Genomic DNA, 23,545 nt, shown 5'->3' with positions numbered 1-23,545 from the left:
GAGATTCTCTCCGGCTTTTTTTATGGTTTCGGATGATGTACCCGGTGGGTCAGCCCGCGCAGGAAATTGCGCAGAAACTGGTCGCCGCACTCGCGGTAGTTTTTATGATCCGGCGCGCGCATCATGGCGGTCACTTCCGGTACGGATACGCGGTACTTTTGCTCCGTCATGATCGCCACAATATCGTCCGTTTTCAGCGAGAACGCGATACGCAGCTTTTTCAGCACCGTGTTGTTGTTCACGCGGCGCTCCAGCGCCAGCTCCGGCGCGGCCGGATCTTTGCCACGCTTATCGTAAATGAGGCCGTTCAGGAAACCCGACAGAATGATGTCCGGGCAGCGAACGAAGCCCTCTTCGTCTTCTTTGGTCATCCAGGTATCGAAACCTGCAGACGTGGATTCCATATCGGACAGCGCAAGAATGCGCACCATGTCGTTATTGTTTGCTTTCAGGGTGTAGCGCAGGCTACGAAGAATGTCGTTACTTAGCATAGAGCCTTCGAATGTCGATGATGCAATGGCGCGCAGTGTACCAGTTTTACAGGCCAATCGCCTCTTTCAAACTCTTCAGATAGCGACGGCTGACGGGGACGGTCTGCCCGGCACGCAGCACCAGCTCGGCCTGGCCGTTATCTTCCAGGCGGATCTCCTTCAGGTGCGCCATGTTCACCAGATACTGGCGGTGGCAGCGGAGCAGCGGCGTGCGGCTCTCCAGCGTGCGCAGAGTCAGTTCGGTGAACCCTTCGTTCCCTTCCGCACTGGTGACAAACACCCCGCTCAGGCGGCTACTGACAAACGCCACATCATCCATCTGCAGAAGATAAATCCGGCTGTGCCCGGTGCAGGGGATAAATTTCAGCGGCTGCTGGTTCTCCGGCAACAGCGTAACGTCCTGAACGGTTCGCTCCTGGCGTAAACGGCTGAGCGTTTTTTCCAGGCGCTTCTCTTCAATCGGCTTGAGTAAATAATCAAACGCGTGTTCCTCAAAAGCCTTAACGGCATACTCGTCGAACGCCGTCAGAAACACGATGTAGGGACGATGCTCCGGGTCGAGCATGCCGACCATCTCCAGCCCGCTGATGCGCGGCATCTGAATGTCCAGGAACAGCACGTCAGGGCGCAGTTTGTGCACCGCGCCGATGGCCTCAATGGCGTTGGCGCACTCTCCCACAATCTCAATATCTGGCTGCTCCTGCAGCAGAACGCGCAGGTTTTCCCGTGCCAGCGGCTCATCATCCACAATCAGCACTCTTAACATGCGTTTTCCTCCAGCGGCAGTCGAACGGTAATACGGGTAAATCGGTCGGGCTCACAGGCAACTGTAATGCCACAGTCATCGCCAAAGTGGGCGCGCAGACGTTTATCCACCAGGCTCATCCCTAAACCGCCGGAGGCGGAAGGCTGGTAAAGCCCGGCGTTATCTTCAATATCCAGCACCAGATGATGGTTAAAACGGCTGGCGGCGATGGTGACCTCCCCTGTCCCCAGAAGCTGCGAGGTACCGTGCTTGATGGCATTCTCCACAATAGGCTGCAGGGTAAAGGCCGGAAGATGCTGATGCGCAAGCTCATCCGGAACGGAGAGCGACACCTGCAGACGGGATTGAAACCGCGCCTGCTCAATCTGCAGATAGGCATTCACGTGCTCAATCTCGTCGGCGAGGGTCACGATCTCAGAGGGCCGCTTCAGGTTCTTGCGGAAAAAGGTCGACAGAAACTGCACCAGCTGCGCGGCCTGATCGCTGTCGCGGCGGATCACCGCTTTGAGCGTGTTGAGGGCATTGAACAGGAAATGCGGATTGACCTGGGCATGTAGCAGCTTAATTTCAGACTGCGTCAGCAGGGCTTTCTGCCGCTCATACTGCCCGGCGAGGATTTGCGCGGAAAGAAGCTGGGCTATCCCCTCCCCCAGCGTGCGGTTGATGGAGCTGAACAGACGGTTTTTCGCCTCATACAGCTTGATGGTGCCCATCACCCGCTGATTTTCCCCGCGCAGCGGAATGACCAGCGTGGAGCCCAGCTTGCACTGCGGGTGCAGCGAGCAGCGGTAAGGCACTTCGTTACCGTCGGCATACACCACCTCACCAGTTTCAATAGCGCGCAGCGTGTAGGTCGAAGAGATCGGTTTGCCAGGAAGATGATGATCGTCCCCGGTGCCGGTAAACGCCAGCAGCTTTTCGCGATCGGTAATGGCAACGGCGCCGATATCAAGCTCCTTGTAGAGCACCTGCGCGACCTTCATGCTGTTCTCTTCGTTAAACCCCTGACGCAGGATCCCTTCGGTCGAGGCGGCAACCTTCAGCGCCGTGGCGGAAAAGGCCGAGGTGTATTTTTCGAACATAGCGCGCTTGTCGAGCAGAATACGCATAAACAGCGCCGCGCCGACGGTGTTGGTCACCATCATCGGGGCGGCAATATTGCTGACCAGGTGCAGCGCATCCTCGAACGGACGCGCAATCAGCAGAATGATCGCCATCTGCGCCATTTCGGCCACAAAGGTAATGGCCCCGGCGGTAAGCGGGCTAAAGACTTTATCCGGGCGACCGCGCTTAATCATATAGCTGTGCACCAGGCCGCCGAGCAGCCCCTCGACGATCGTGGAGATCATGCAGCTGAGCGCTGTCATCCCACCCATGGAATAGCGATGAAGTCCGCCGGTCAGCCCCACAAGGCCACCGACGACCGGGCCGCCCAGCAGCCCGCCCATCACCGCGCCGATGGCGCGCGTATTGGCAATAGAGTCTTCAATATGGAGACCAAAATAGGTCCCCATGATGCAAAAAATAGAGAAGGTGACATAGCAGAGCAGCTTGTGCGGCAGGCGTACGGTAACCTGCATCAGCGGGATGAAAAGACGCGTTTTGCTCATCAGCCAGGCAATGACCAGAAACACGCACATCTGCTGAAGCAACAGCAGCACCAGGTTAAACTCGTACATACTCAAAACCGCACACGCTAAAAAACGCGTAACATACACGGATGCGGATGAACTTTCTTTGAAGCATCCCAAAAAAGCGTAAAATCGTGTCCGTTATCACACCTTTTTCTGCATATCGCGCATGCTTCGCATTATTTGTCTAAAAATTAACCACACCTTCCTGGTTCGGCAAAGTGGGTCTACAGTTAAGCTGGGGACGCGTAAGCCAGGGGGCAAATATGGCGCTTTACACAATCGGTGAAGTGGCACTCCTTTGTGATATCAATCCCGTTACCCTACGGGCGTGGCAGCGACGGTATGGATTGCTCAAACCGCAGAGAACGGACGGTGGTCATCGTCTTTTCAACGATGCCGATATCGACCGGATCCGCGAAATCAAAAGTTGGATCGACAACGGGGTGCAGGTCGGCAAAGTGAAGTCTCTGCTGAGCCACGACGACCCGGACACGCAACATCTCTGGCGTGAACAACAGGAAACCCTGCTGCGGCTCCTGCAGGCCGGTAACCTGCAGCGCCTGCGCGCCTGGATCAAAGAGCAGGGGCGCGATTATCCGGCGAAAACGCTTATCACCCATCTTTTCATTCCGCTCCGTCGACGCCTGCAGTGCCAGCAGTCTACCCTGCAGGCGCTGCTCAGTATGCTTGACGGGGTGCTGATTAACTATATTGCCGTCTGTCTTGCCTCGGCGAAGAACAAGGCCGGAAAAGATGCGCTGGTGGTCGGCTGGAACGTGCACGATACCACCCGTCTGTGGCTGGAAGCGTGGATCGCCACCCAAAAGGGCTGGCGCGTGGATGTCCTTGCGCACTCGCTGGGGCAGCTCAAACCCGAGTTTTTCGACGGCCAGACCCTGCTGGTCTGGTGCGGCGAAGTGCCGTCCGCCTCGCAGCAACAGCTGCTGACGGAATGGCGTGAGCACGGTTATCCGGTTTATTCCCTGGGTCCGGATGAGCCTTAACGGCATTTAATGGTTCATTAACAGCTGCGCTTCACCGTATAATTGTTCCGTTAACAACAGGAGCACATGATGAAGGCAACCAAACTCGCCATTATTACCCTTTTTGTCCTGATGGCCGTAAGCGGTATCGGCGGCGTGATGCTGGCCGGGTACTCGTTTATCGTTCGTGGCGGTGTCGGCTGAGGTACAGCGCCAGCCGCTCAAAAAGGCGATCGACGACGATGGCTGCCAGCGCGACCAGCACCGCCCCCTGCACAATATAAGCCGTATTAAACCCGCTTAAGCCGATGATGATCGGCGTTCCCAGCGTATTGGCACCTACCGTAGACGCAATGGTCGCCGTCCCTATGTTAATAATCACCGACGTGCGGATCCCGGCAATAATAACCGGTGCCGCAAGCGGCAGTTCTACCTTGCGAAGCCGCTGCCAGCGGCTCATCCCCATTCCTTCCGCCACGCTTAATACAGACGCAGGGACCGCCGAAACGCCCGCCAGCGTGCCCTGGAGAACGGGCAACACGCCGTATAAAATCAGCGCAATAATCGCGGGCTGCTGACCAAAACCCATCACCGGCACTGCTATCGCCAGCACCGCCACCGGCGGAAACGTCTGCCCAATGGCCGCAACCGTCTCCACCAGCGGACGAAACTCCCGGCCCGCAGGTCGCGTGACCGCAATGCCCGCCCCTACTCCCAGCACCACCGCGATGACGCTTGAGAGCGCCACCAGCCAGAGATGCGCCAGGGCGAGGTTGATAAAGCTCTCCTGCTGATAGACCGGCCGCGGCAGCCCGGGAAAAAGGGTGTTAAACAGCGCCGCGCTGTGGGGCATCAGAAACAGTAAGGCGACAAAGAGCGCTGCCAGCCAGAGGAGCGGATCACGCAGTGCCTTCACGCGTCACCTCCCCGGCCAGCAGATCGCGAAAATGCAGGCTTCCGCACGGCGCGCCCCGGGCATCCGCCACGGGCAGGACTTCACACCGGCGCGCGACAAACGCGGAGAGGGCGTCCCGCAGGCTCATCTGCTCCTGTAGCGGTTCGCCGCTCACCGCTGTCTCCTCGGGACGCATATAGTCACCAACCGTCCGCAGTGAGAGCAGCCTCACGCCCAGCTCGCTGCGGCCAAAAAACTCGCGCACAAAGTCGTTCTTCGGCCAGGTTAATAGCTCAAGCGGCGCGCCCTGCTGCACCACCTCGCCGTGGTCCATCAGCACCAGATGGTCGGCCAGGCGCAGGGCTTCATCAATATCGTGCGTCACGAGGACGATGGTTCGACCGAGAATGCGGTGAATGCGGGTCATCTCCGCCTGCAGCGCCCCGCGCGTAACCGGATCCAGCGCGCCGAAGGGTTCATCCATCAGCAGCACCTGCGGGTTGGCCGCCAGCGCGCGCGCCACGCCCACGCGCTGCTGCTGCCCACCGGAGAGCTGGTGCGGATAGCGATCGCGCAGCGCGGGCTCCAGCCCCAGCAGAGACATGAGTTCATCAACGCGGTCAGCGATTTTAGCCCGCGACCATTTCTCCAGCTGCAGCACGGTGGCGATGTTCTGCGCCACCGTCCAGTGCGGAAACAGGCCGATAGACTGAATGGCATAGCCCATCCGGCGGCGCAGCTCCAGCACCGGCAGGCTGCGGATCTCTTCTCCGGCAAAGCGGATCAGGCCGCTGTCGTGCTCAACCAGCCGGTTGATCATCTTCAGTGTGGTGGATTTTCCCGAACCCGATGTGCCAATCAGCACGGAAAACGCGCCCTCGGCAAAGTTCAGGTTCAGGTGGCTCGCCGCCGGGCGACCGGCAAAGGTTTTACTGACATCATGAAATTCAATCATTGGCTCTTCTCCTGAGCAGCGCGAGCCATAAGGCAAACAGCGCGTCGACGACAACCGCCAGCGCAATGGTGGGAACCACGCCCAATAACACCAGATCGAGGGCGCTGCTCAGCAGCCCCTGGAATACCAGCGCGCCAAAGCCGCCCGCACCAATCAGCGCGGCAATCACTGCCATGCCGACGGTCTGGACCGCCACCACCCGCAGGCTGCGCAGCAGCAGGGGCAGCGCCAGCGGAAGCTGAATCCTCCAGAAACACTGTCGCGCGCTCATGCCCATCGCATGGGCGCTTTCCAGCACATCCGGCGCGACCTGGCTTAATCCCGCGACCACGCCGCGCACCAGCGGCAGCAGCGCATACAGCACCAGCGCGATGAGCGCGGGCGTTAACCCCGTTCCGGCTATGCCGAGCGTTCCCAGCGCCGGGAATGACTTCACCAGTCCGGCCAGCGGGGCAATCAGCAGGCCAAACAGCGCAACGGAGGGAATAGTCTGGATGACATTGAGCACGGCAAAGACCCCACCCTGGCGTGAAGGATGACGATAACACCACATGCCGAGCGGTATCCCAAGCAGCAGAGCCGGGATCAGCGTGCCAAAAAGAATTGTCAGATGTTGCGCCAGGGCATCATCAAACACCTCCTGACGGTTGGCGTACTCTTTTAACAGCGAGAGATTATTTAGTTCCCCGCTGAACAGCAGGAACAATGGAATGCACCATATCTGCGCGTTGAGCACCCAGCGCCAGACGGCGCTGGAGATGAGTCGACGAATGGCATCGCTACTGGCCAGCAGACACAGCGCCAGCCACAGCCAGAGGCCGCTACCCACCGTGGTTCTCGCCAGCGGACTTTCCGCCGACGCCATATGCGTCGCCGCCTGCCCGGCGCCCCAGAACAGGACGATAAACAGCCCTTCAGCGAGGAGCAGCGTCAGCCACTGCGCCGTGCGCCCTTGCCAGAGCGACAGTGCAACCCACGCGCCCAGCGCCGCCGCCAGCCACCACGGCGTGAACGCCCACACTTCCCAGATATAGCGCCCTTCCCCCGACATCAGGCGGTTAGGCGCGACGTTCACAAACGGTAACGCGACCGCCGCGATGGCCACGCAGGCCAACAGCAGCAGTACGCGGTTATGACATTTTATTGGCACAGCCCTTTCCCGTTACTTCACAAGCCCTTGTTGTTTCAGGAAGTCGGCGGCCACTTTTTTGGCATCCAGTCCCTCGACGGCAATGCTGGCATTCAGCTGCTGCAGCGTTTTTTCATCCAGCTTTTCGAAGACCGGTTTGAGCCAGTCGGCAATCTCCGGATAGGCTTTCAGCACCGCCTCACGCACTACCGGGGTCGGAGCGTAAATTGGCTGTACGCCTTTAGGATCGGTCAGGGTTTGCAGGCCGAGCGCCGCTACCGGGCCGTCGGTGCCGTAGGCCATCGCCGCGTTAACGCCAGAGGTTTGCTGCGCCGCCGCTTTGATGGTTACCGCGGTATCCCCGCCCGCGAGCGAAAGCAGTTGCGCCTGGTCGAGCTTGAAGTCGTACGCTTTTTCGAACGCGGGTAGCGCGTCAGGACGCTCGATAAACTCCGCGGAGGCCGCAAGCTTAAAATCGCCCTTCTCTTTCAGATAGCGGCTGAGATCCGCAAGCGTAGTCAACTTACCTTTCTCCGCCACGTCCTTACGCACGGCGATAGTCCAGGTATTGTTGGCCGGGGCCGGGGTTAACCAGACCAGCTTGTTCTGCTCTGCGTCGAGTTTTTTGACTTTTTCATAGCCAGCTTTGGCATTTTTCCATGCCGGATCGTTTTCGTCTTTGAAGAAGAACGCGCCGTTGCCGGTGTATTCAGGGTAGATATCCAGCTCGCCGGAGGTAATCGCGCCGCGCACAACGGGCGTGGTGCCCAGCTGAACTTTATTGACGGTTTTCACGCCGTGGCTTTCCAGCACCTGGAGAATAATATTCCCGAGCAGCGCGCCCTCGGTATCGATCTTTGAGCCCACTTTTACCGGCTCCGCCGCCTGTAGCGGCAGGCTTAGCGCTGCGAGTAGCACCGCAGAAGCTACCATCCCCGTTTTAATCGTCATTCCGCTGTCCTCATTTTTTTATCGCCTTTTTCAGAGGCTTGAGAGAAAAGCGTAGCTTAAAACGGCGGATTTACCCGGCAAAATGCCTTTTTAGCATAAGGTAAGACGCATCCCCCGGAAGTCGGGGGATGCAAAGGGAAGGAAAGGTTACAGCAGCTCGAACTCGCCTTTATTCACGCGGGCGGAATCCACCCCGATAAAGACGTTAAACTTGCCCGGTTCCGCATCATATTTCATCTGCTGGTTCCAGAACTTCAGCGCGTCCACGTCAATCGGGAAGCTGATGGTTTTGGTTTCGCCAGGTTTAAGATCAACCTTTTCGAAACCGCGCAGCTGCTTCACAGGACGGCTCATCGACGCAGTCACATCCTGCACGTACATCTGAATCACCGTTGCCCCTTCGCGCTTGCCGGTGTTGGTCACCTCAACGCTGGCGGTAACTTTGCCGTCACGCTTCAGGGTCGGCGCCGACATTTTCACGTCAGAGACCTTAAAGGTGGTGTAGCTCAGGCCGTAACCAAACGGATAGAGCGGGCCGTTAGCTTCGTCGAAGTAACGAGACGTGTACTTGTTCGGCTTGTCGGCGTTGTACGGGCGACCGGTGTTCAGGTGGCTGTAGTAGACCGGGATCTGCCCGACGGAGCGCGGGAAGGACATAGGCAGCTTGCCAGACGGGTTGTAATCACCAAACAGCACGTCGGCGATGGCGTTACCGCCTTCGGTGCCGGCGAACCAGGTTTCCAGAATGGCGTCAGCCTGCTGGTCCTCTTTCACCAGCGCCAGCGGACGGCCGTTCATCAGCACCAGCACCAGCGGTTTGCCGGTGGCCTTAAGGGCGGCGATCAGATCGCGCTGGCTCTGCGGGATGGTGATGTCGGTGCGGCTGGAGGCTTCATGCGCCATACCCTGCGCTTCCCCCACGACCGCGACAACCACATCGGACTGCTTCGCGGCGTTGACCGCTTCCTCAATCATCTCCTTCGGCGTACGCGGGTCGACCTTAACCGCTTCCTCGTACTGGTTGAGGAACGTGACGATGTCTTTATCGTCGGTGACGTTCGCCCCTTTGGCGTACACCACTTTGGCGTTTTCACCGACGGCGCTCTTGATGCCGGTCAGGACGGTGACAGACTGATCGGCCACGCCCGCAGCAGACCAGCTGCCCATCACGTCGCGCTTGCTGTCAGCCAGCGGGCCGACCACAGCAATAGTGCCAGATTTTTTCAGCGGCAGCGTATCGAGGCGGTTCTTCAGCAGCACCAGACTTTCGCGCGCCACTTCACGCGCTTCTTTGCGGTGCAGGCGGCTTTCGGCGTTGGTATCAGCCGGGTCAGAATCTTTCGGGCCCAGATGGCTGTACGGATCGTTAAACAGCCCCATGTCGTATTTCACGTTCAGCACGTGGCGCGCGGCATCGTCCAGCTCCGCCATCGTTACCTTGCCGCTCTTCACCAGCCCCGGCAGGTATTTGCTGTAGTACTCATCGCTCATGCTCATGTTAATGCCGGACTTGAGCGCCACGCGCACCGCGTCTTCCGGGTCGGACGCCGTACCGTGTTTGATCAGCTCTTTAATCGCGCCGTGATCGGAAACGGTGATGCCCTTAAAGCCCCACTGGTCACGCAGGACGTCTTTCAGCAGCCAGGAATCGGAGGTCGCTGGCGTGCCGTTTAGCGAGTTCAGCGCCACCATCACCGCGCCGCTGCCCGCGTCCAGACCTGCCTTGTACGGCGGCATGTAGTCGTTAAACAGGCGCTGCGGGCTCATGTCGACAGTGTTGTACTCTTTACCGCCCTCGACGGCGCCGTAGGCCGCGAAGTGTTTGACGCTGGTCATCACCGAGTAGCGGTCCGCCGGGCTTTTGCCCTGCATCGCTTCCACCATGGTTTTGCCCATCGTGGCCGTTAAAAAGGTATCTTCACCGAAGCCTTCCGAGGCGCGGCCCCAGCGCGGATCGCGCGAGACGTCCACCATCGGTGCCCAGGTCATGTTCAGGCCGTCGTCCGCCGCTTCATAGGCAGATACGCGCCCGACGGTTTTCACCGCATCGAGGTTAAAGGAGGAGGCCAGGCCGAGGCTGATGGGGAAGACGGTACGCTGGCCGTGCACCACGTCATAGGCGAAGAACAGAGGGATTTTCAGGCGGCTGAGTTCCATCACCTGATCCTGCATTTTACGGATATCCTGACGGGTGACGGTGTTAAAAATCGCGCCCACCTGATTCTCTTTGATCATCTCGCGGATGGCCTCTTTCGGGTTATCCGGGCCGACGCTGATCAGACGCAGCTGGCCGATTTTTTCATCGACCGTCATCTTCTTAAGCAACTCCGTGACAAACGCGTCGCGGGCTTCAGGCGTGAGCGGGTGATTACCAAACAAATCCTCTGCCAGCGCAGGTTGCAGCGCCAGGCTGACGGCGACACCTACAGAACATAGCCATTTCATGTTGTTATTCTCTCTCATCAATAACCGTGGGAAGCACCCGGCCAGACCGTGCGAAAAGCGCAGTGTGCCACAAACCCTCTGAACGTTGCAGGGTTATTCTCTGATTTTTCTCGTGAATACTCGACCGTTGAACAGTTAATCGCGCTATGCTTTACAGCGAGAAATTTGCCCCACCACAAGGAGTGGAAGATGACTTCTGTTCGAACTGACGATAACAAGACTTTTATTAACGAACTGTCGCGCCTGGTTGGCTCCTCTCACCTGCTTACTGACCCGGCCAAAACCGCCCGCTACCGTAAGGGTTTCCGCTCCGGTCAGGGCGAGGCGCTGGCGGTGGTCTTCCCCGGCACGCTGCTGGAGCTGTGGCGCGTACTGAGCGCCTGCGTTGCCGCGGATAAGATTATTTTAATGCAGGCGGCCAACACCGGCCTGACCGAAGGCTCTACGCCGAACGGCAACGATTACGATCGCGATATCGTGATTATCAGTACCCTGCGCCTCGACAAGCTGCACCTGCTGGACAAAGGCGAGCAGGTGCTCGCGTTCCCCGGCACCACGCTCTACTCCCTCGAAAAAGCGCTTAAGCCGCTGGGACGCGAACCGCACTCGGTGATCGGCTCCTCCTGCATTGGCGCCTCGGTGGTGGGCGGGATCTGCAATAACTCCGGCGGTTCGCTGGTACAGCGCGGTCCGGCCTACACCGAAATGTCGCTGTTTGCCCGTATCGACGAAAACGGCAAGCTGACGCTGGTGAACCACCTGGGCATCGATCTGGGCGTAACGCCGGAACAGATCCTCAGCAAGCTCGACGACGACCGCGTGAGGGACGAAGACGTACAGCACGACGGTCGCCACGCGCACGATCACGATTACGTCACCCGCGTGCGCGATATCGAAGCCGACACCCCGGCGCGCTATAACGCCGACCCGGACCGCCTGTTTGAATCCTCCGGCTGCGCGGGCAAGCTGGCCGTTTTTGCCGTACGCCTTGATACCTTCCCGGCGGAGAAAAAGCAGCAGGTGTTTTACATCGGCACCAATCAGCCTGAGGTTCTGACGGAGATACGCCGTCATATTCTCGGTGAATTCACCCACCTTCCCGTGGCGGGCGAGTATATGCACCGTGACATTTACGACATCGCGGAGCGCTACGGGAAAGACACCTTCCTGATGATCGACAAGCTCGGCACTGACAAAATGCCGTTCTTCTTCACCATGAAGGGCCGCACCGACGCGATGCTGGAGAAGGTGTCGCTGTTCAAGCCCCACTTTACCGACCGCTTTATGCAGAAGCTGGGGAACGTTTTCCCTGCGCATCTGCCGGAGCGAATGAAAACCTGGCGTGATAAGTACGAACATCATCTGCTGCTAAAAATGGCCGGTGACGGGATTGCCGAAGCGCAGAGCTGGCTCACCGAGTTTTTCAAAACCGCCGAGGGGGATTTCTTCGCCTGTACGCCGGAAGAAGGCAGCAAAGCCTTCCTGCACCGCTTCGCCGCCGCGGGTGCCGCCATCCGTTACCAGGCGGTACATTCCGAAGAGGTGGAAGATATTCTGGCGCTGGATATCGCCCTGCGAAGAAACGACACCGAATGGTTCGAGCACCTGCCGCCGGAAATTGACAGCAAGCTGGTGCACAAGCTCTATTACGGCCACTTTATGTGCTACGTTTTCCATCAGGATTACATCGTCAAAAAAGGGGTCGATGCACACGAACTGAAGGAGCAGATGCTCGCCCTGCTGCGCGAGCGCGGCGCACAATATCCTGCGGAACACAACGTTGGGCATCTTTATAAAGCCCCTGACGCACTTAAGCAGTTTTATCGCGAGAATGACCCTACAAACAGTATGAACCCCGGTATAGGGAAAACAACGCGGAAGAAATACTGGCAAGAAAGTGCAGACGCGGAGCAGCACATAACGCAAGCGTCTGATTAAACCCTACAGCCAAATTTGAGAGATTGTTTCGCGCGCCGTAATCGTAATAGAGTAGCGTTCAGTCGCCGGAGAAACCTTTCTCCGGCATTCGATAACGAGGAGCGGGCACGTCATGTCGGCTGTTGATGTTTTATCCGAAACCGAACTGGAAGTGCGCGACGCCCTTCCCGATGATGTGCATGCCATCGCCGCCATTTACGCCTGGCATGTGCTTCACGGACGCGCGTCGTTCGAAGAAGTTCCTCCCACCATCGACGAAATGCGTCAGCGCATGAAAAGCGTGGCCGAGAACGGTTTACCGTGGCTTGTCGGGCTGTACCGCGGGATCGTGGTGGGCTACTGCTACGCCGCCCCTTATCGACCGCGACACGCCTATCGCTATACCCTGGAAGAGTCGATTTACGTGGACGCCAGCATGACCGGACGCGGTTTTGGCACCGCATTAATGAGCGCGCTAATCGCACGCTGCGAGCAAGGCCCGTGGCGGCAGATGATTGCTGTTGTGGGAGATGGCAATAATAATGCCGGATCGCTGCGGCTGCATAAAAAACACGGCTTCGAGATTGTCGGTCAGCTGCGCAGCGTGGGGTATAAGAAAGGCGACTGGCGGGATACGGTGATAATGCAGCGCCCGCTCAACGATGGGGACTGGACGCTGCCGGAATAAAAGCAGTGCGGTCTGGTGCCCTCACCCCGGCCCTCTCCCACAGGGAGAGGGAGAAAACATAAAAAACGGTAACATGCGTTACCGTTTTGCTTTTACCTAATCGTTCTGCGCCGTCGCCATCTGCTCCGCTTTCTGCTTTTTATACGTCAATGCCGCAGCCGGAACGGGCTGCACTTTCCCGGTCTCAATCCAGGTACGCAGGCGGCTCGCATCCGCAAAGTGGGTATATTTGCCGAAGGCATCCATCACCACCAGCGCCACCGGCTTACCGTTAAACACCGTGCGCATCACCAGACAGTGTCCTGCCGCGTTGGTAAAGCCTGTTTTCGTTAGCTGAATGTTCCAGTTATCCCGGTACACCAGATGGTTAGTATTGCGGAACGGCAACGTGTAGGCCGGGTTCGCAAAGGTCGCCATCTCTTCACGGGTGGTACTGAGCTGACCAATCAGCGGATATTGTTTGCTGGCAATCAGCAGTTTCGTCAGATCGCGGGCCGTGGAGACGTTGTTAATCGACAGCCCCGTCGGTTCAACAAAATGGGTATTGCTCATCCCCAGCGCTTTGGCTTTGGCGTTCATCGCGCGGATAAACGCGTCATAACCGCCAGGATAGTGGTGCGCCAGGCTCGCCGCCGCGCGGTTTTCGGATGACATCAGTGCCAGCAGCAGCATATTTTTACGGCTGATTTCGCTGTTCAGGCGCACGCGGGAGTAGATCCCTTTCATCTCCGGCGTGTGGCTGATATCCACTTTCAGCTTTTCGTCCAGCGGCAGATGTGCATCAAGCACCACCATCGCGGTCATTAATTTGGTTATTGAGGCAATAGGGCGCACCAGGTCCGGGTGGCTGGCGTAAATCACCTTATTGGTATTGAGATCGACAATCATCGCGCTGCCGGACGCAATTTGCGGCTGGGCAGCAGCGGCGGTCACCGCGGGCGTTTTGGCGACGGCTGGCACAGCAGCTGACGCGCCCAGCAGCAGCGCCAGGCTAAGTAAAGAGACTCGAAATTTCAGCATGGTGAGACTTCTGATAATTATTCACGCACGTAATGACGTACACCGCCTGTGTCGACGGATAAACACAGGCTGGCTTCGGCATCATAGCGGTCACCGTGCTTTGTCGCCAGCGGATAATCGTGAACAGATGCTGCATTGCTGGCATTTACGCCAGCAATGCAGTGAGCTTAGAAGAGACGGTATCCATAACCCCAAAGAATAACCGTCAGCGCCAGTAACGCCTCCAGCACCAGCACCCCGATGGCAAGCGTCGAGCCGGAGAAGCTCAGGCCCTCTTCTTTATTGATATTGAGGAAGGTAGGAACGCCCACATACAGCAGATATCCGGTATAAAAGAGGGCAATGGTACCGATCAGCGCGCACAGCCAGACCAGTGGATAGAGCGCAACAATACCGCTTAAGAACAGCGGGGTCGCGACGTATCCGGCGAAGATCATACAGTGTGCCAGCGATGGGCGTTGCGGATAGTTACGCGCCATCCAGTGAATGACGCGTCCCATAACCGCCACCCCGGCCAGCATCAGGCCATAAAAGAGAATGGCAAGATAGAGCCCGGTAAACCAGGAAAGCTGCACCACGGTGCCGTCACCGAAGTTCCAGCCAATTTGTGTTGTGCCAATAAACGCGCATATTACCGGCACCGCAGCCATGAGCAGCACATGGTGCGTGTAATGATGCGAGACCGTTTCGTTCTCACTTTTGATGACATGCATCTCACGATCGGGATGGGAGAAAAGTCCCCAGACATGGTTCATAGCGCCCCCTTGTTGTCGGCCCGTCAGCGATACCTTAAGTATAATGCAGGCTTTAGATTATTTTATGTACAGTGGGAAATTTCCGTTGATTGCCGCGCGGTTGATTCATGGGGTATATGATTAAACGAGACACGCAGAGGGAGATAATATTTACGTAATGGATATTAACGCGCTCATTGAACAATATGGATATGCCGCGCTGGTCATCGGCAGCGTGGCGGAAGGTGAAACCATCACGCTGCTAGGGGGCGTCGCCGCGCATCAGGGCTTACTGAAGTTCCCGCTGGTCGTCGCCGCGGTCGCGCTGGGCGGCATGATTGGCGATCAGCTGCTCTACTTCCTGGGGCTGCGCTTTGGCCCGACGCTGCTCAAGCGTTTCGCTAAACACAAAAAGAAAATCAACCGCGCGCAGCGCCTGATCCAGCGCCATCCTTACCTGTTCGTGATTGGCACCCGCTTTATGTACGGCTTCAGGGTTATCGGGCCGATACTGATTGGCGCCAGCCGCCTGCCGCCAAAAATTTTCCTGCCGCTGAATATTCTTGGCGCGATAGCCTGGTCGCTGATCTTCACGACGCTCGGTTATGCAGGCGGCGAGGTGATTGGCCCGTGGCTGCATAATCTAGACCAGCACCTGAAGCACTGGGCGTGGTTGATTCTGGTGGTTGTGGCGGTGATTGGGGTCAGGCTGTGGCTGAAGCATCGGGAAAAGGTGCGGGATGAGGAGTAGCCTGGTGCGGCCTGATGCCCTCACCCTAACCCTCTCCCACAGGGAGAGGGAACTATATACACCCTCTCCCCTTTGGGGAGAGGGCCGGGGTGAGGGGAAACCTGCTACCTCTCCGGCTTAAACTGCGGGTTAGCCAGCATAAAGCCCCCGTCGACGATAAAAGATTGACCCGTTGTGTAGCTGGCATCGCTGTCGCACAGCCACGCCACCAGGCTGGCAATCTCTTTGGTATGGCCCGGCCTTGCCAGCGGGATTTCCGGCATTGACCCTTCCTTCACTTCGCTGTCGTCCATATCGTTCATCGGCGTGGCAATGGCACCCGGTGCGACGGCGTTCACCAGAATCTTATGCTTAACCAGCTCCATCGCCATGGATTTGGTTAAGCCGCCGAGCGCATGTTTCGCGGCCGTATAGGCGCAGGCCTCCGGTAGCGGGGTGTGCTCGTGCACCGAGGTGATGTTTACAATCCGCCCCCCTTCCCCCTGCTTCACCATTTGCCGTGCCGCAATCTGTGAGCAGAGAAACGCGCCATCCACGTCGACGGTAAAAATATTCCGCCAGTCGTCAAACGCCATCTCAAGGAATGGCGCTTTGGTCATCGCTCCGGCATTGTTAACCAGAACGTCCAGCCGCCCGAAACGCGCAATCAGCGTTTCAATGGCTTCCGCGCCGTCCGGGAGCGTGCTTAAATCAAGATGAATAGCCTCTGCGCGCTGCCCACGCGCTTCAACTTCACGGCAGGTTTCCAGCGCCCCTTTTTCATCGGAATGCCAGGTGACGCCAATATCAAACCCGCGCTCTGCGAGCATCAGCGCCGTGGTTTTACCGATCCCGGAATCCGATGCGGTTACAATCGCTACTCTGGTCATACTCACCTCCTGAAAAACTGCAAAGAGGTAAGTATAGATAATGGCCTTTTTTAGCCCTGGTGATACCCACCGCCCAGCGCTGAAGTCAGCTGCAGCGTGGCGTCGAGATACTGGCCTTTCAGCATGACGCCTTCGAGACGTTCTTTCAGCGCCGGAATTTTGGCTTCGCTGACCCGCGAGCCCGCAATGATACCAGCGCTAAAACGCGCCTGCGCCAGCGCCACCACGCGCGCCGCGTCTTTTTCGACCTGCTGCTGGTGACGATTTTTTGCCGTCAGGGTTTCAACTTCACTGGCCGTACGCGCCACCTGATTGACCGCATCCACCACTGCTTTGTTGTAGTTCGCGACGGAAAGGTTATTCTGCGCCTGGGCGATATCCAGCCTGGCGTTCAGCCTGCCGCTGTCAAAAATCGGCAGCGTCAATCCGGCGGTCACCCCCATCTGCTGCGCTGAAGAGCGAAACAGATCGCTCAGATGGAGGGCATCCTGCTGTAAGAACGCCATCAGGTTCACGTCAGGATAGAAAGCCGCTCTGGCGGCATCCACCTCGCTCATGGAGGCTTCGATATACCAGTGCGCTTCTTGCAGATCCGGACGGCGAGCCAGCAGTTCATAACCGAGCGTCGACGGTAACGAGGCTTCTGCGGCAGGCAACGGGTGGCGCGTAAGGCGTGTTGCCGGGGCACCGGTCAGCGCCTCCAGACGCGCTTCAATAGCCTTCATCTTGCCCTTTACGTCCGCCAGCTGTTCATCAGTCTTGCTGGCGTGGATATCGGTTTCAACGCCCTCCACCGAGGAGGTAATCCCGTGCTGATACAGTTCCCGATCGGCGTCGATAATATTTTCCTGCTCCTGTTTAATCCGGGTAAGGACATCCCCTGCTTCGGCCTGGGTCTGCCACGCCCAGTAAAGGCGCGCAACGCTGGTTGAAAGGAGCTGGCGGGTCTGCTCCAGCTCCGCTTTTTGCGCATTCACTTTGCCAATACGCGCTGCGATCCGGTCGCGGTTTTTACCCCACAGATCGAGATCCCAGCCCGCCGTCAGGCCAAAGGTGCCGTTGGTATACCATGGGCCAGTTGTACCCGCCGCCGGGTCGGTCAGGGCAAACGGCCCCATCAGCCCCTCTGCCGACATTTTTTGCCGTTCAACATCCGCAGAAAAATCCATCTGTGGGCCATCGGCAGCAATAGCGGCTCTGGCCTGCGCTTCGGCAAGCGTAATGCGCTGCCGGGCAATTTGCATATCGGGAGCATCCGCTATGGCTTTGGCAATAAGCGAATTTAACTGCGGGTCGTTATATTCTTTCCACCACTCATTTTTCGGCCAGTCCGCATGACGAAGTTGGGTATTAACGGAAGCGGCTGTCGCTTGCGTTTTGATTGGCGACACCGTGGAATGTTCCGGTGCGCACGCAGCCAGCATAAAAATAAGGGGAGCACTCAGAGATAAAATAAGAAAACGTTTCATTACGCCATGCACTCAAAAAAATAAAGGCGCAACTTACGCTTGATGACGTTCCATTTTTTAGTAACGCGTGGCAATCCGCAAATTGTCATACACTTACATAATCGGCAAAATATTCACTGTGTGAATTATTTATATTTAAATATAAGTACCGGTTATTTTGACTGTATAACCCGCGCAATATCAGCCGACGTTTGCAGCGTACGGATCTCCTGAAATAATCCCAGCGCTTCGCTGTACTCTTTGCGTAAATAACTCAGCCACTGTTTAATTCGAGCGACGTGATACAAACCGGTGTCGCCCTGCTTTTCCAGACGGCTGTATTTTTGCAGCAGCGTGACGACGTCTGCCCACGGCATCCGCGGCTCGTTATATTTCACTACACGGCTGAGGTTCGGCACGTTCAGCGCACCGCGGCCAATCATCACCGCATCACAGCCGGTAGCGTTCAGGCATGCCTGCGCACTCTCGTAATCCCAGATTTCACCATTGGCGATCACCGGAATGGTGAGGCGCTTGCGGATCTCGCCGATCGCCTGCCAGTTAATGCGCTCGGCTTTGTAGCCATCGTCTTTGGTGCGGCCATGCACCACCAGCTCGGTGGCCCCGGCCTGCTGCACCGCATCGGCGATTTCAAACTGCCGCGCGTCGCTGTCCCACCCCAGACGCACCTTAACCGTCACCGGCAAATGCGAAGGCACAGCCTCACGCATCGCCTTCGCGCCGCGGTAAATCAGCTCAGGATCTTTCAGCAAGGTCGCCCCGCCGCCGCTGCCGTTGACCAGCTTCGACGGACAGCCGCAGTTGAGATCCACCCCGTAAGAGCCCAGCTCAACCGCGCGGGCAGCGTTTTCCGCCAGCCACTCAGGATACTGGCCGAGCAGCTGAATACGCACCAGCGTGCCGGAAGAGGTCCGGCTCTGGTTGTGCAGCTCGGGGCACAGGCGGTAGAAGGATTTTACCGGCAACAGCATATCGACCACGCGCAGAAACTCCGTCACGCAGAGATCGTAATCGTTCACCTCGGTCAGAAGCTCGCGCACGAGGGAGTCGAGCACGCCTTCCATTGGAGCCAGTAAAACACGCATAGCAGTACCTGTGAAAAAAGACGCGCTATAGTAGCCGCTCTCTATATCGCTGGGAAGCGCTTCTGTTCAGGTAGAAAGTCAGCCGGCGTTGCCCCGACAACGGCGCGAAACGCCGCCGCAAATGCCGCCTGCCCTGAAAACCCCAGCATCCAGGCCACCTGCTTAACCGGGTATCCGTTGGCGAGCAGGTCCAGCGAGGCACAAATCCTTGCGCGCTGTCGCCAGGCCCGGAAGCTAAAGCCTGTATCTTTGATAAACGCGCGTGAAAATGTGCGTTCAGACATCGCGGCCTGTTCCGCCAGACTTTCCATAGAAACATCCCAGAGATTGTTGGCAATGATGTCACAGGCAACGCGATGTAACCGCCCATCAACGGGCATCGGTAATTCGGCCGAAATCTGCTGCGCCTCGCTGAGGATGTCGAGCAGCAAAACGGCCATGCTGCGCTGACTGGCTGGCCGGTATTGCGCACTGAACAGCCCGGCAATCAGCTCTTTGAACAACGCTGTCGCCATAATCACGTGAACCTCTTCTTTCCGTGTAAAAGGCTCGCATTGCGATATCAGCGCGGGGCTAAACCAGACTGCGCGGAGCTCCGTGGTGGATAACACGCTGTAGGTGTGTTCCTGAAAGGGAGGGATCCACAACGCGCGCTGAGGCGGTATGACCCAACGCTTATTGCCAGTTTCGACCAGCATCACCCCTTTGATGGCAAACAAAAGTTGCCCCTGTGAATGCCGGTGAGGGGGATCCACTTCGCCACGCGTATAACTAATTGCCCCTCTGGACCATCCGATGGCATCGTCGTGAATTGGCGTTTTATCGATAACGGTTGGCATTTCACATTCCTCCCTTCCTCTTATGATGCTGCTTGTACACGTAACCGGAGAGAGACGCAATGCACATTCATTTTATCATTCATGAACATTTCGAAGCGCCAGGCGCCTATGAAATCTGGGGGAAAAATCGCGGCTGTAGCCTGAGCTACTCCAGAGTTTATCAGGGCGATCCGTTACCCGAAGACCTGGAGAGCACGGACTTGCTTATCATCATGGGAGGCCCGCAGTCACCCGCCACCACGCTTGAGGAGTGCCCCTGGTTTGATGCGCAGGCGGAAATGCGACTCATCGGCCGCGCAATAGGGGCGGGTAAAACGGTGATTGGCGTTTGTCTGGGCTCGCAGCTTATCGGTGAAGCGCTGGGCGCAGGGTTTTGCCAAAGCCCGGAAAAAGAGATCGGTAAATTTCCCGTCAGGCTCACAGATGCAGGCAAGGCGAACCCGCTGTTTGAGAATTTTGGCCACGAGCTGAGCGTCGGTCACTGGCATAACGACATGCCAGGGTTGACGCCACAGGCTAAGGTGCTCGCTTACAGCGAGGGCTGTCCCCGTCAGATCGTGCAATATGGCGAACGGGTTTACGGTTTTCAGTGCCATATGGAACTGACGGCGGAGGTCGTTGAGTTGCTGATTGAACATTCGCAGAACGATCTCCGCCGTGCGGATGAATTTCGTTTTGTCGAAACGGCGGAAAAACTACGCTCGCATGATTATCGCGAAATGAATCAGGTGCTGTTTTCTTTTCTCGATAAACTGACCGCCCTGCGCTGATGCATTCTCTGGCTCGTCACTTCGCCACCGCACTCCCTTTCCTCTAAACTGTAGCCTGCCCCTGTGCGGTGATACCGGACGTTCCATTCCGGAATGTCTGGTATGCTCAAATTTCATGATGTGATCCGTGGCACATTTTTAGGTTTAATTGTATGATGAATGCGTTTCAGCAAGGACTATCACCATGAGCAAATCATTGAACATTATCTGGCAATATCTGCGCGCATTCGTCCTGATTTACGCCTGCCTGTATGCCGGGATTTTCATCGCGTCGCTGCTGCCCATCACCATTCCCGGCAGCATTATCGGCATGCTAATCCTCTTTGTTTTGCTGGCGCTGCAAATCCTGCCCGCAAAATGGGTCAACCCCGGCTGCTTCGTCCTCATTCGCTATATGGCGCTGCTTTTCGTGCCAATCGGCGTCGGGGTTATGCAGTATTTTGATTTGCTCAAAGCCCAGTTCGGCCCGATTGTGGTCTCATGCGCGGTCAGTACGCTGGTGGTTTTCCTGGTGGTGAGCTGGAGTTCGCATCTGGTGCATGGCGAACGCAACGTGATCGGGGAGAAAACAAAAAAATGATGGCTAATATCTGGTGGTCGCTGCCGCTAACCCTGGCGGTGTTCTTCGCCGCGCGCAAGCTTGCCGCACGTTTCAAAATGCCGTTGCTGAACCCGCTGCTGGTGGCGATGGTGGTCATTATTCCGTTCCTGCTGCTCACCGACATTCCTTATGAACGCTACTTTGCCGGCAGCAAAATTTTAAACGACCTGCTGCAGCCTGCCGTTGTGGCGCTCGCCTTTCCTTTATATGAGCAGCTCCACCAGATCCGCGCCCGCTGGAAATCCATCATTACCATCTGTTTTGTGGGCAGCCTGGTGGCGATGATCACCGGCACGTCGGTAGCGCTGTTGATGGGGGCCTCGCCGCAGATTGCCGCCTCTATTCTGCCAAAATCGGTGACCACACCTATCGCGATGGCTGTCGGTGGCAGCCTCGGCGGGATCCCGGCCATCAGCGCGATGTGCGTCATTTTCGTCGGTATTCTCGGTGCGGTGTTTGGTCACACCCTGCTGAACGGGATGCGTATTCATACTAAAGCGGCACGGGGACTGTCGATGGGGACCGCCTCCCACGCCCTGGGCACTGCCCGCTGCGCGGAGCTGGATTATCAGGAAGGGGCGTTTAGCTCGCTGGCTTTGGTGATCTGCGGAATTATCACCTCCCTGCTGGCCCCGTTCATTTTCCCGCTGATTCTGGCGGTGATGGGCTAAAATTTGCGATGCGTCGCGCAAATTTCATTTTGATTTCATAAGTTGCATACATAATGAGAAGTGGATCACATATAAAGCCCTAACAGCTCCGTAAACTACCGATCCATTAACCTTTATGAGGCAAACGCCATGCACCCACGTTTTCAAGCTGCCTTCGCCCAGCTTGCAGAGAATTTGCAGTCAGCCCTTGCTCCCGTTCTGGCAGATGCACACTTCCCCGCCCTGCTGACCGCGGAGCAGGTCACGGTGCTGAAACAGGCAACGGGACTGGACGAAGACGCGCTGGCTTTCGCACTGCTTCCCCTGGCTGCCGCCTGCGCGCGGGCCGATCTCTCCCACTTTAACGTCGGGGCCATTGCGCGCGGCATCAGCGGTACCTGGTACTTCGGCGGCAATATGGAGTTCCTGGGCGCGACCATGCAGCAGACCGTTCACGCCGAGCAGAGCGCCATCAGCCACGCCTGGCTGCGCGGTGAGAAAGCCCTGAGCGCCATTACCGTTAACTACACCCCCTGCGGCCACTGCCGTCAGTTTATGAACGAGCTGAACAGCGGGCTGCAGCTGCGCATCAACCTGCCGGGACGCGCACCGCACACGCTGGGCGATTACCTGCCTGACGCCTTTGGCCCGAAAGATCTGGAGATCAAAACGTTGCTGATGGACGAGCAGGATCACGGTTTCGCCCTGTCCGGCGATGACCTGAACCAGGCGGCCATTCGCGCGGCGAACAAAAGCCACACGCCTTACAGCAAATCCCCGAGCGGCGTGGCGCTGCAGTGCCGCGACGGCCGTATCTTCACCGGCAGCTATGCGGAAAACGCCGCGTTTAACCCAACGCTGCCGCCACTACAGGGCGCGCTCAACCTGCTGAGCCTGAACGGCTACGATTATCCGGACATTCAGCGCGCCATTCTGGCCGAAAAAGCCGATGCGCCACTGATCCAGTGGGATGCCACCGCCGCGACGCTCAAGGCGTTAGGCTGCACGACGATCGACCGCGTCCTGCTGGCATAAACCTTCCGGCGGACAGAAATGTCCGCCACGTTGCTGAAAAACCCCTCAGTTGAGTCGCTGTTTCTTGCGCTAACCAGGCGGGTAAAGTAGCCTGAGTTAAATTTCATCCACGAACGAGCCATCTCCATGTTAAAGCGCGTTTTTTACAGCCTGTCTGTCCTGGTCGGCATACTGCTGTTTATCGTGCTGGGTCTCGACCGCTGGATGAGCTGGAAAACCGCCCCCTACATCTTTGACGATCTGCAGGACCTGCCCTATCGTCAGGTTGGCGTGGTGCTCGGCACCGCCAAGTATTACCGCACCGGGGTGATCAACCAGTACTACCGCTACCGCATTCAGGGCGCGCTGAACGCCTACAATAGCGGCAAGGTGAACTACCTGCTGCTAAGCGGCGATAACGCCCTGCAAAGCTATAATGAGCCGGTGACGATGCGGAAGGATTTGATTGCCGCTGGCGTCGATCCTGCAGATATCGTGCTCGACTACGCCGGATTCCGCACCCTGGACTCCATCGTGCGTACGCGCAAAGTCTTCGACACCAACGACTTCATCATCATCACTCAGCGCTTCCACTGCGAGCGCGCGCTGTTTATCGCGCTGCATATGGGCATTCAGGCGCAGTGTTACGCCGTGCCGTCGCCAAAAGATATGCTGAGCGTGCGCGTCCGCGAGTTCGGCGCGCGTTTTGGCGCTCTGGCAGACCTCTACATTTTCAAACGCGAACCGCGCTTCCTCGGCCCGCTGGTGCCGATCCCGGCGATGCATGAAGTACCGGAAGACGCGCAGGGTTACCCGGCCGTCACCCCGGAGCAACTGCTTGATATGCAGAAAAAAGAGAAAAAATAGCCTCGCCTTTATACTTTCTTTA

At 57.5% G+C, this 23,545-nt stretch carries 24 protein-coding genes; 10 read left to right on the top strand and 14 right to left on the bottom strand.

The window, feature by feature from the left end:
• Positions 1-20 precede the first annotated feature (20 nt).
• From URZ40_RS17350 to URZ40_RS17340, 3 genes are read right to left on the bottom strand one after another with little or no spacing between them, the layout of a single operon-like run.
• Positions 21-491 carry a DUF1456 family protein gene (locus URZ40_RS17350; protein ID WP_045888720.1) on the bottom strand — a complete coding sequence of 157 codons (471 nt, stop codon included), beginning with the start codon at positions 489-491 and terminating at the stop codon, positions 21-23.
• Positions 492-537: 46 nt separating this feature from the next.
• Positions 538-1,257, bottom strand: coding sequence for a two-component system response regulator BtsR (btsR, locus tag URZ40_RS17345; RefSeq protein ID WP_116338738.1), 720 nt, complete (start codon positions 1,255-1,257; stop codon positions 538-540).
• Positions 1,251-2,936, bottom strand: coding sequence for a sensor histidine kinase (locus URZ40_RS17340; protein ID WP_192983104.1), 1,686 nt, complete (start codon positions 2,934-2,936; stop codon positions 1,251-1,253). The genes btsR and URZ40_RS17340 overlap by 7 nt, the downstream gene beginning before the upstream one ends.
• A 218-nt stretch (positions 2,937-3,154) precedes the next feature.
• On the opposite strand from URZ40_RS17340, the gene mlrA reads away from it, so the two are divergent.
• On the top strand, positions 3,155-3,895 hold the full coding sequence (gene mlrA, locus URZ40_RS17335; protein ID WP_116338734.1) for an HTH-type transcriptional regulator MlrA: 741 nt from the start codon (positions 3,155-3,157) through the stop codon (positions 3,893-3,895).
• A 69-nt stretch (positions 3,896-3,964) separates the two neighbouring features.
• A complete protein-coding gene (locus URZ40_RS17330; RefSeq protein WP_008500895.1) occupies positions 3,965-4,078 on the top strand; it encodes a protein YohO in 114 nt (37 codons plus the stop codon).
• Here the strand turns inward: URZ40_RS17330 and URZ40_RS17325 are convergent.
• The 5 genes from URZ40_RS17325 to bglX all read right to left on the bottom strand — a co-directional run bounded on the left by URZ40_RS17325 (position 4,053) and on the right by bglX (position 10,249).
• Positions 4,053-4,790, bottom strand: a complete 738-nt coding sequence (locus tag URZ40_RS17325) for an ABC transporter permease (RefSeq protein ID WP_320720915.1) — start codon at positions 4,788-4,790, stop codon at positions 4,053-4,055. The genes URZ40_RS17330 and URZ40_RS17325 overlap by 26 nt on opposite strands.
• The gene (locus URZ40_RS17320) at positions 4,774-5,724 is read right to left on the bottom strand and encodes an ABC transporter ATP-binding protein (protein WP_116338730.1); all 951 of its coding nucleotides are present in this window, start codon (positions 5,722-5,724) and stop codon (positions 4,774-4,776) included. The genes URZ40_RS17325 and URZ40_RS17320 overlap by 17 nt, the downstream gene beginning before the upstream one ends.
• Positions 5,717-6,874 carry an ABC transporter permease gene (locus tag URZ40_RS17315; RefSeq protein ID WP_166711783.1) on the bottom strand — a complete coding sequence of 386 codons (1,158 nt, stop codon included), beginning with the start codon at positions 6,872-6,874 and terminating at the stop codon, positions 5,717-5,719. The genes URZ40_RS17320 and URZ40_RS17315 overlap by 8 nt, the downstream gene beginning before the upstream one ends.
• Positions 6,875-6,886: 12 nt before the next feature.
• Complete coding sequence (locus URZ40_RS17310; protein WP_116338726.1) at positions 6,887-7,804, bottom strand: ABC transporter substrate-binding protein; 918 nt, start codon at positions 7,802-7,804, stop codon at positions 6,887-6,889.
• 147 nt (positions 7,805-7,951) lie between these two features.
• Positions 7,952-10,249, bottom strand: a complete 2,298-nt coding sequence (gene bglX / locus URZ40_RS17305) for a beta-glucosidase BglX (protein WP_320720914.1) — start codon at positions 10,247-10,249, stop codon at positions 7,952-7,954.
• 189 nt (positions 10,250-10,438) lie between these two features.
• Here bglX and dld point away from each other — a divergent pair, with 189 nt between their 5' ends.
• Together dld and URZ40_RS17295 are read left to right on the top strand one after the other, a co-directional pair.
• Positions 10,439-12,187 (top strand): D-lactate dehydrogenase, encoded by a 1,749-nt coding sequence (gene dld / locus URZ40_RS17300; RefSeq protein WP_166711787.1) that lies wholly within the window; start codon positions 10,439-10,441, stop codon positions 12,185-12,187.
• A gap of 112 nt (positions 12,188-12,299) precedes the next feature.
• Positions 12,300-12,854: a GNAT family N-acetyltransferase gene (locus URZ40_RS17295; protein ID WP_166711789.1), complete on the top strand. Its 555-nt coding sequence runs from the start codon at positions 12,300-12,302 to the stop codon at positions 12,852-12,854.
• A gap of 96 nt (positions 12,855-12,950) precedes the next feature.
• Here URZ40_RS17295 and pbpG read toward each other — a convergent pair whose 3' ends face one another.
• Both pbpG and URZ40_RS17285 read right to left on the bottom strand, forming a co-directional pair.
• Positions 12,951-13,874, bottom strand: coding sequence for a D-alanyl-D-alanine endopeptidase (pbpG, locus tag URZ40_RS17290; RefSeq protein WP_302218981.1), 924 nt, complete (start codon positions 13,872-13,874; stop codon positions 12,951-12,953).
• Positions 13,875-14,041: 167 nt separating this feature from the next.
• A complete protein-coding gene (locus URZ40_RS17285; RefSeq protein ID WP_116338716.1) occupies positions 14,042-14,629 on the bottom strand; it encodes a Yip1 family protein in 588 nt (195 codons plus the stop codon).
• Between the two features lie 157 nt (positions 14,630-14,786).
• Between URZ40_RS17285 and URZ40_RS17280 the strand changes: the two genes are divergently transcribed.
• On the top strand, positions 14,787-15,359 hold the full coding sequence (locus URZ40_RS17280; protein ID WP_320720913.1) for a DedA family protein: 573 nt from the start codon (positions 14,787-14,789) through the stop codon (positions 15,357-15,359).
• A 104-nt stretch (positions 15,360-15,463) separates the two neighbouring features.
• Here URZ40_RS17280 and URZ40_RS17275 read toward each other — a convergent pair whose 3' ends face one another.
• From URZ40_RS17275 to URZ40_RS17260, 4 genes are all read right to left on the bottom strand, one after another.
• Positions 15,464-16,228, bottom strand: coding sequence for an SDR family oxidoreductase (locus URZ40_RS17275; RefSeq protein WP_116338712.1), 765 nt, complete (start codon positions 16,226-16,228; stop codon positions 15,464-15,466).
• Between the two features lie 50 nt (positions 16,229-16,278).
• Positions 16,279-17,697 carry a multidrug resistance outer membrane protein MdtQ gene (gene mdtQ / locus URZ40_RS17270; RefSeq protein ID WP_320720912.1) on the bottom strand — a complete coding sequence of 473 codons (1,419 nt, stop codon included), beginning with the start codon at positions 17,695-17,697 and terminating at the stop codon, positions 16,279-16,281.
• A gap of 152 nt (positions 17,698-17,849) precedes the next feature.
• On the bottom strand, positions 17,850-18,782 hold the full coding sequence (dusC, locus tag URZ40_RS17265; protein ID WP_116338708.1) for a tRNA dihydrouridine(16) synthase DusC: 933 nt from the start codon (positions 18,780-18,782) through the stop codon (positions 17,850-17,852).
• Positions 18,783-18,823: 41 nt separating this feature from the next.
• A complete protein-coding gene (locus URZ40_RS17260; protein ID WP_316379377.1) occupies positions 18,824-19,621 on the bottom strand; it encodes a helix-turn-helix transcriptional regulator in 798 nt (265 codons plus the stop codon).
• 59 nt (positions 19,622-19,680) lie between these two features.
• Between URZ40_RS17260 and URZ40_RS17255 the strand changes: the two genes are divergently transcribed.
• The 5 genes from URZ40_RS17255 to sanA all read left to right on the top strand — a co-directional run bounded on the left by URZ40_RS17255 (position 19,681) and on the right by sanA (position 23,523).
• A complete protein-coding gene (locus tag URZ40_RS17255; RefSeq protein ID WP_192983122.1) occupies positions 19,681-20,391 on the top strand; it encodes a type 1 glutamine amidotransferase in 711 nt (236 codons plus the stop codon).
• A gap of 184 nt (positions 20,392-20,575) precedes the next feature.
• Entirely contained in the window at positions 20,576-20,971 is a 396-nt protein-coding gene (locus URZ40_RS17250; RefSeq protein ID WP_014884558.1) for a CidA/LrgA family protein, read from the top strand.
• Positions 20,968-21,663 (top strand): CidB/LrgB family autolysis modulator, encoded by a 696-nt coding sequence (locus URZ40_RS17245; RefSeq protein WP_316379376.1) that lies wholly within the window; start codon positions 20,968-20,970, stop codon positions 21,661-21,663. The genes URZ40_RS17250 and URZ40_RS17245 overlap by 4 nt, the downstream gene beginning before the upstream one ends.
• 129 nt (positions 21,664-21,792) lie before the next feature.
• Positions 21,793-22,677 carry a cytidine deaminase gene (gene cdd / locus URZ40_RS17240; RefSeq protein ID WP_116338702.1) on the top strand — a complete coding sequence of 295 codons (885 nt, stop codon included), beginning with the start codon at positions 21,793-21,795 and terminating at the stop codon, positions 22,675-22,677.
• A 126-nt stretch (positions 22,678-22,803) separates the two neighbouring features.
• Positions 22,804-23,523 (top strand): outer membrane permeability protein SanA, encoded by a 720-nt coding sequence (sanA, locus tag URZ40_RS17235; RefSeq protein ID WP_028013857.1) that lies wholly within the window; start codon positions 22,804-22,806, stop codon positions 23,521-23,523.
• Positions 23,524-23,545: the final 22 nt, after the last annotated feature.

Origin of the sequence: Enterobacter sp. 296B2 (assembly GCF_034106185.1) — a bacterium.
Lineage (GTDB): Bacteria > Pseudomonadota > Gammaproteobacteria > Enterobacterales > Enterobacteriaceae > Enterobacter > Enterobacter cloacae_N.
This window is presented reverse-complemented; position numbering and strand designations above follow the sequence as displayed.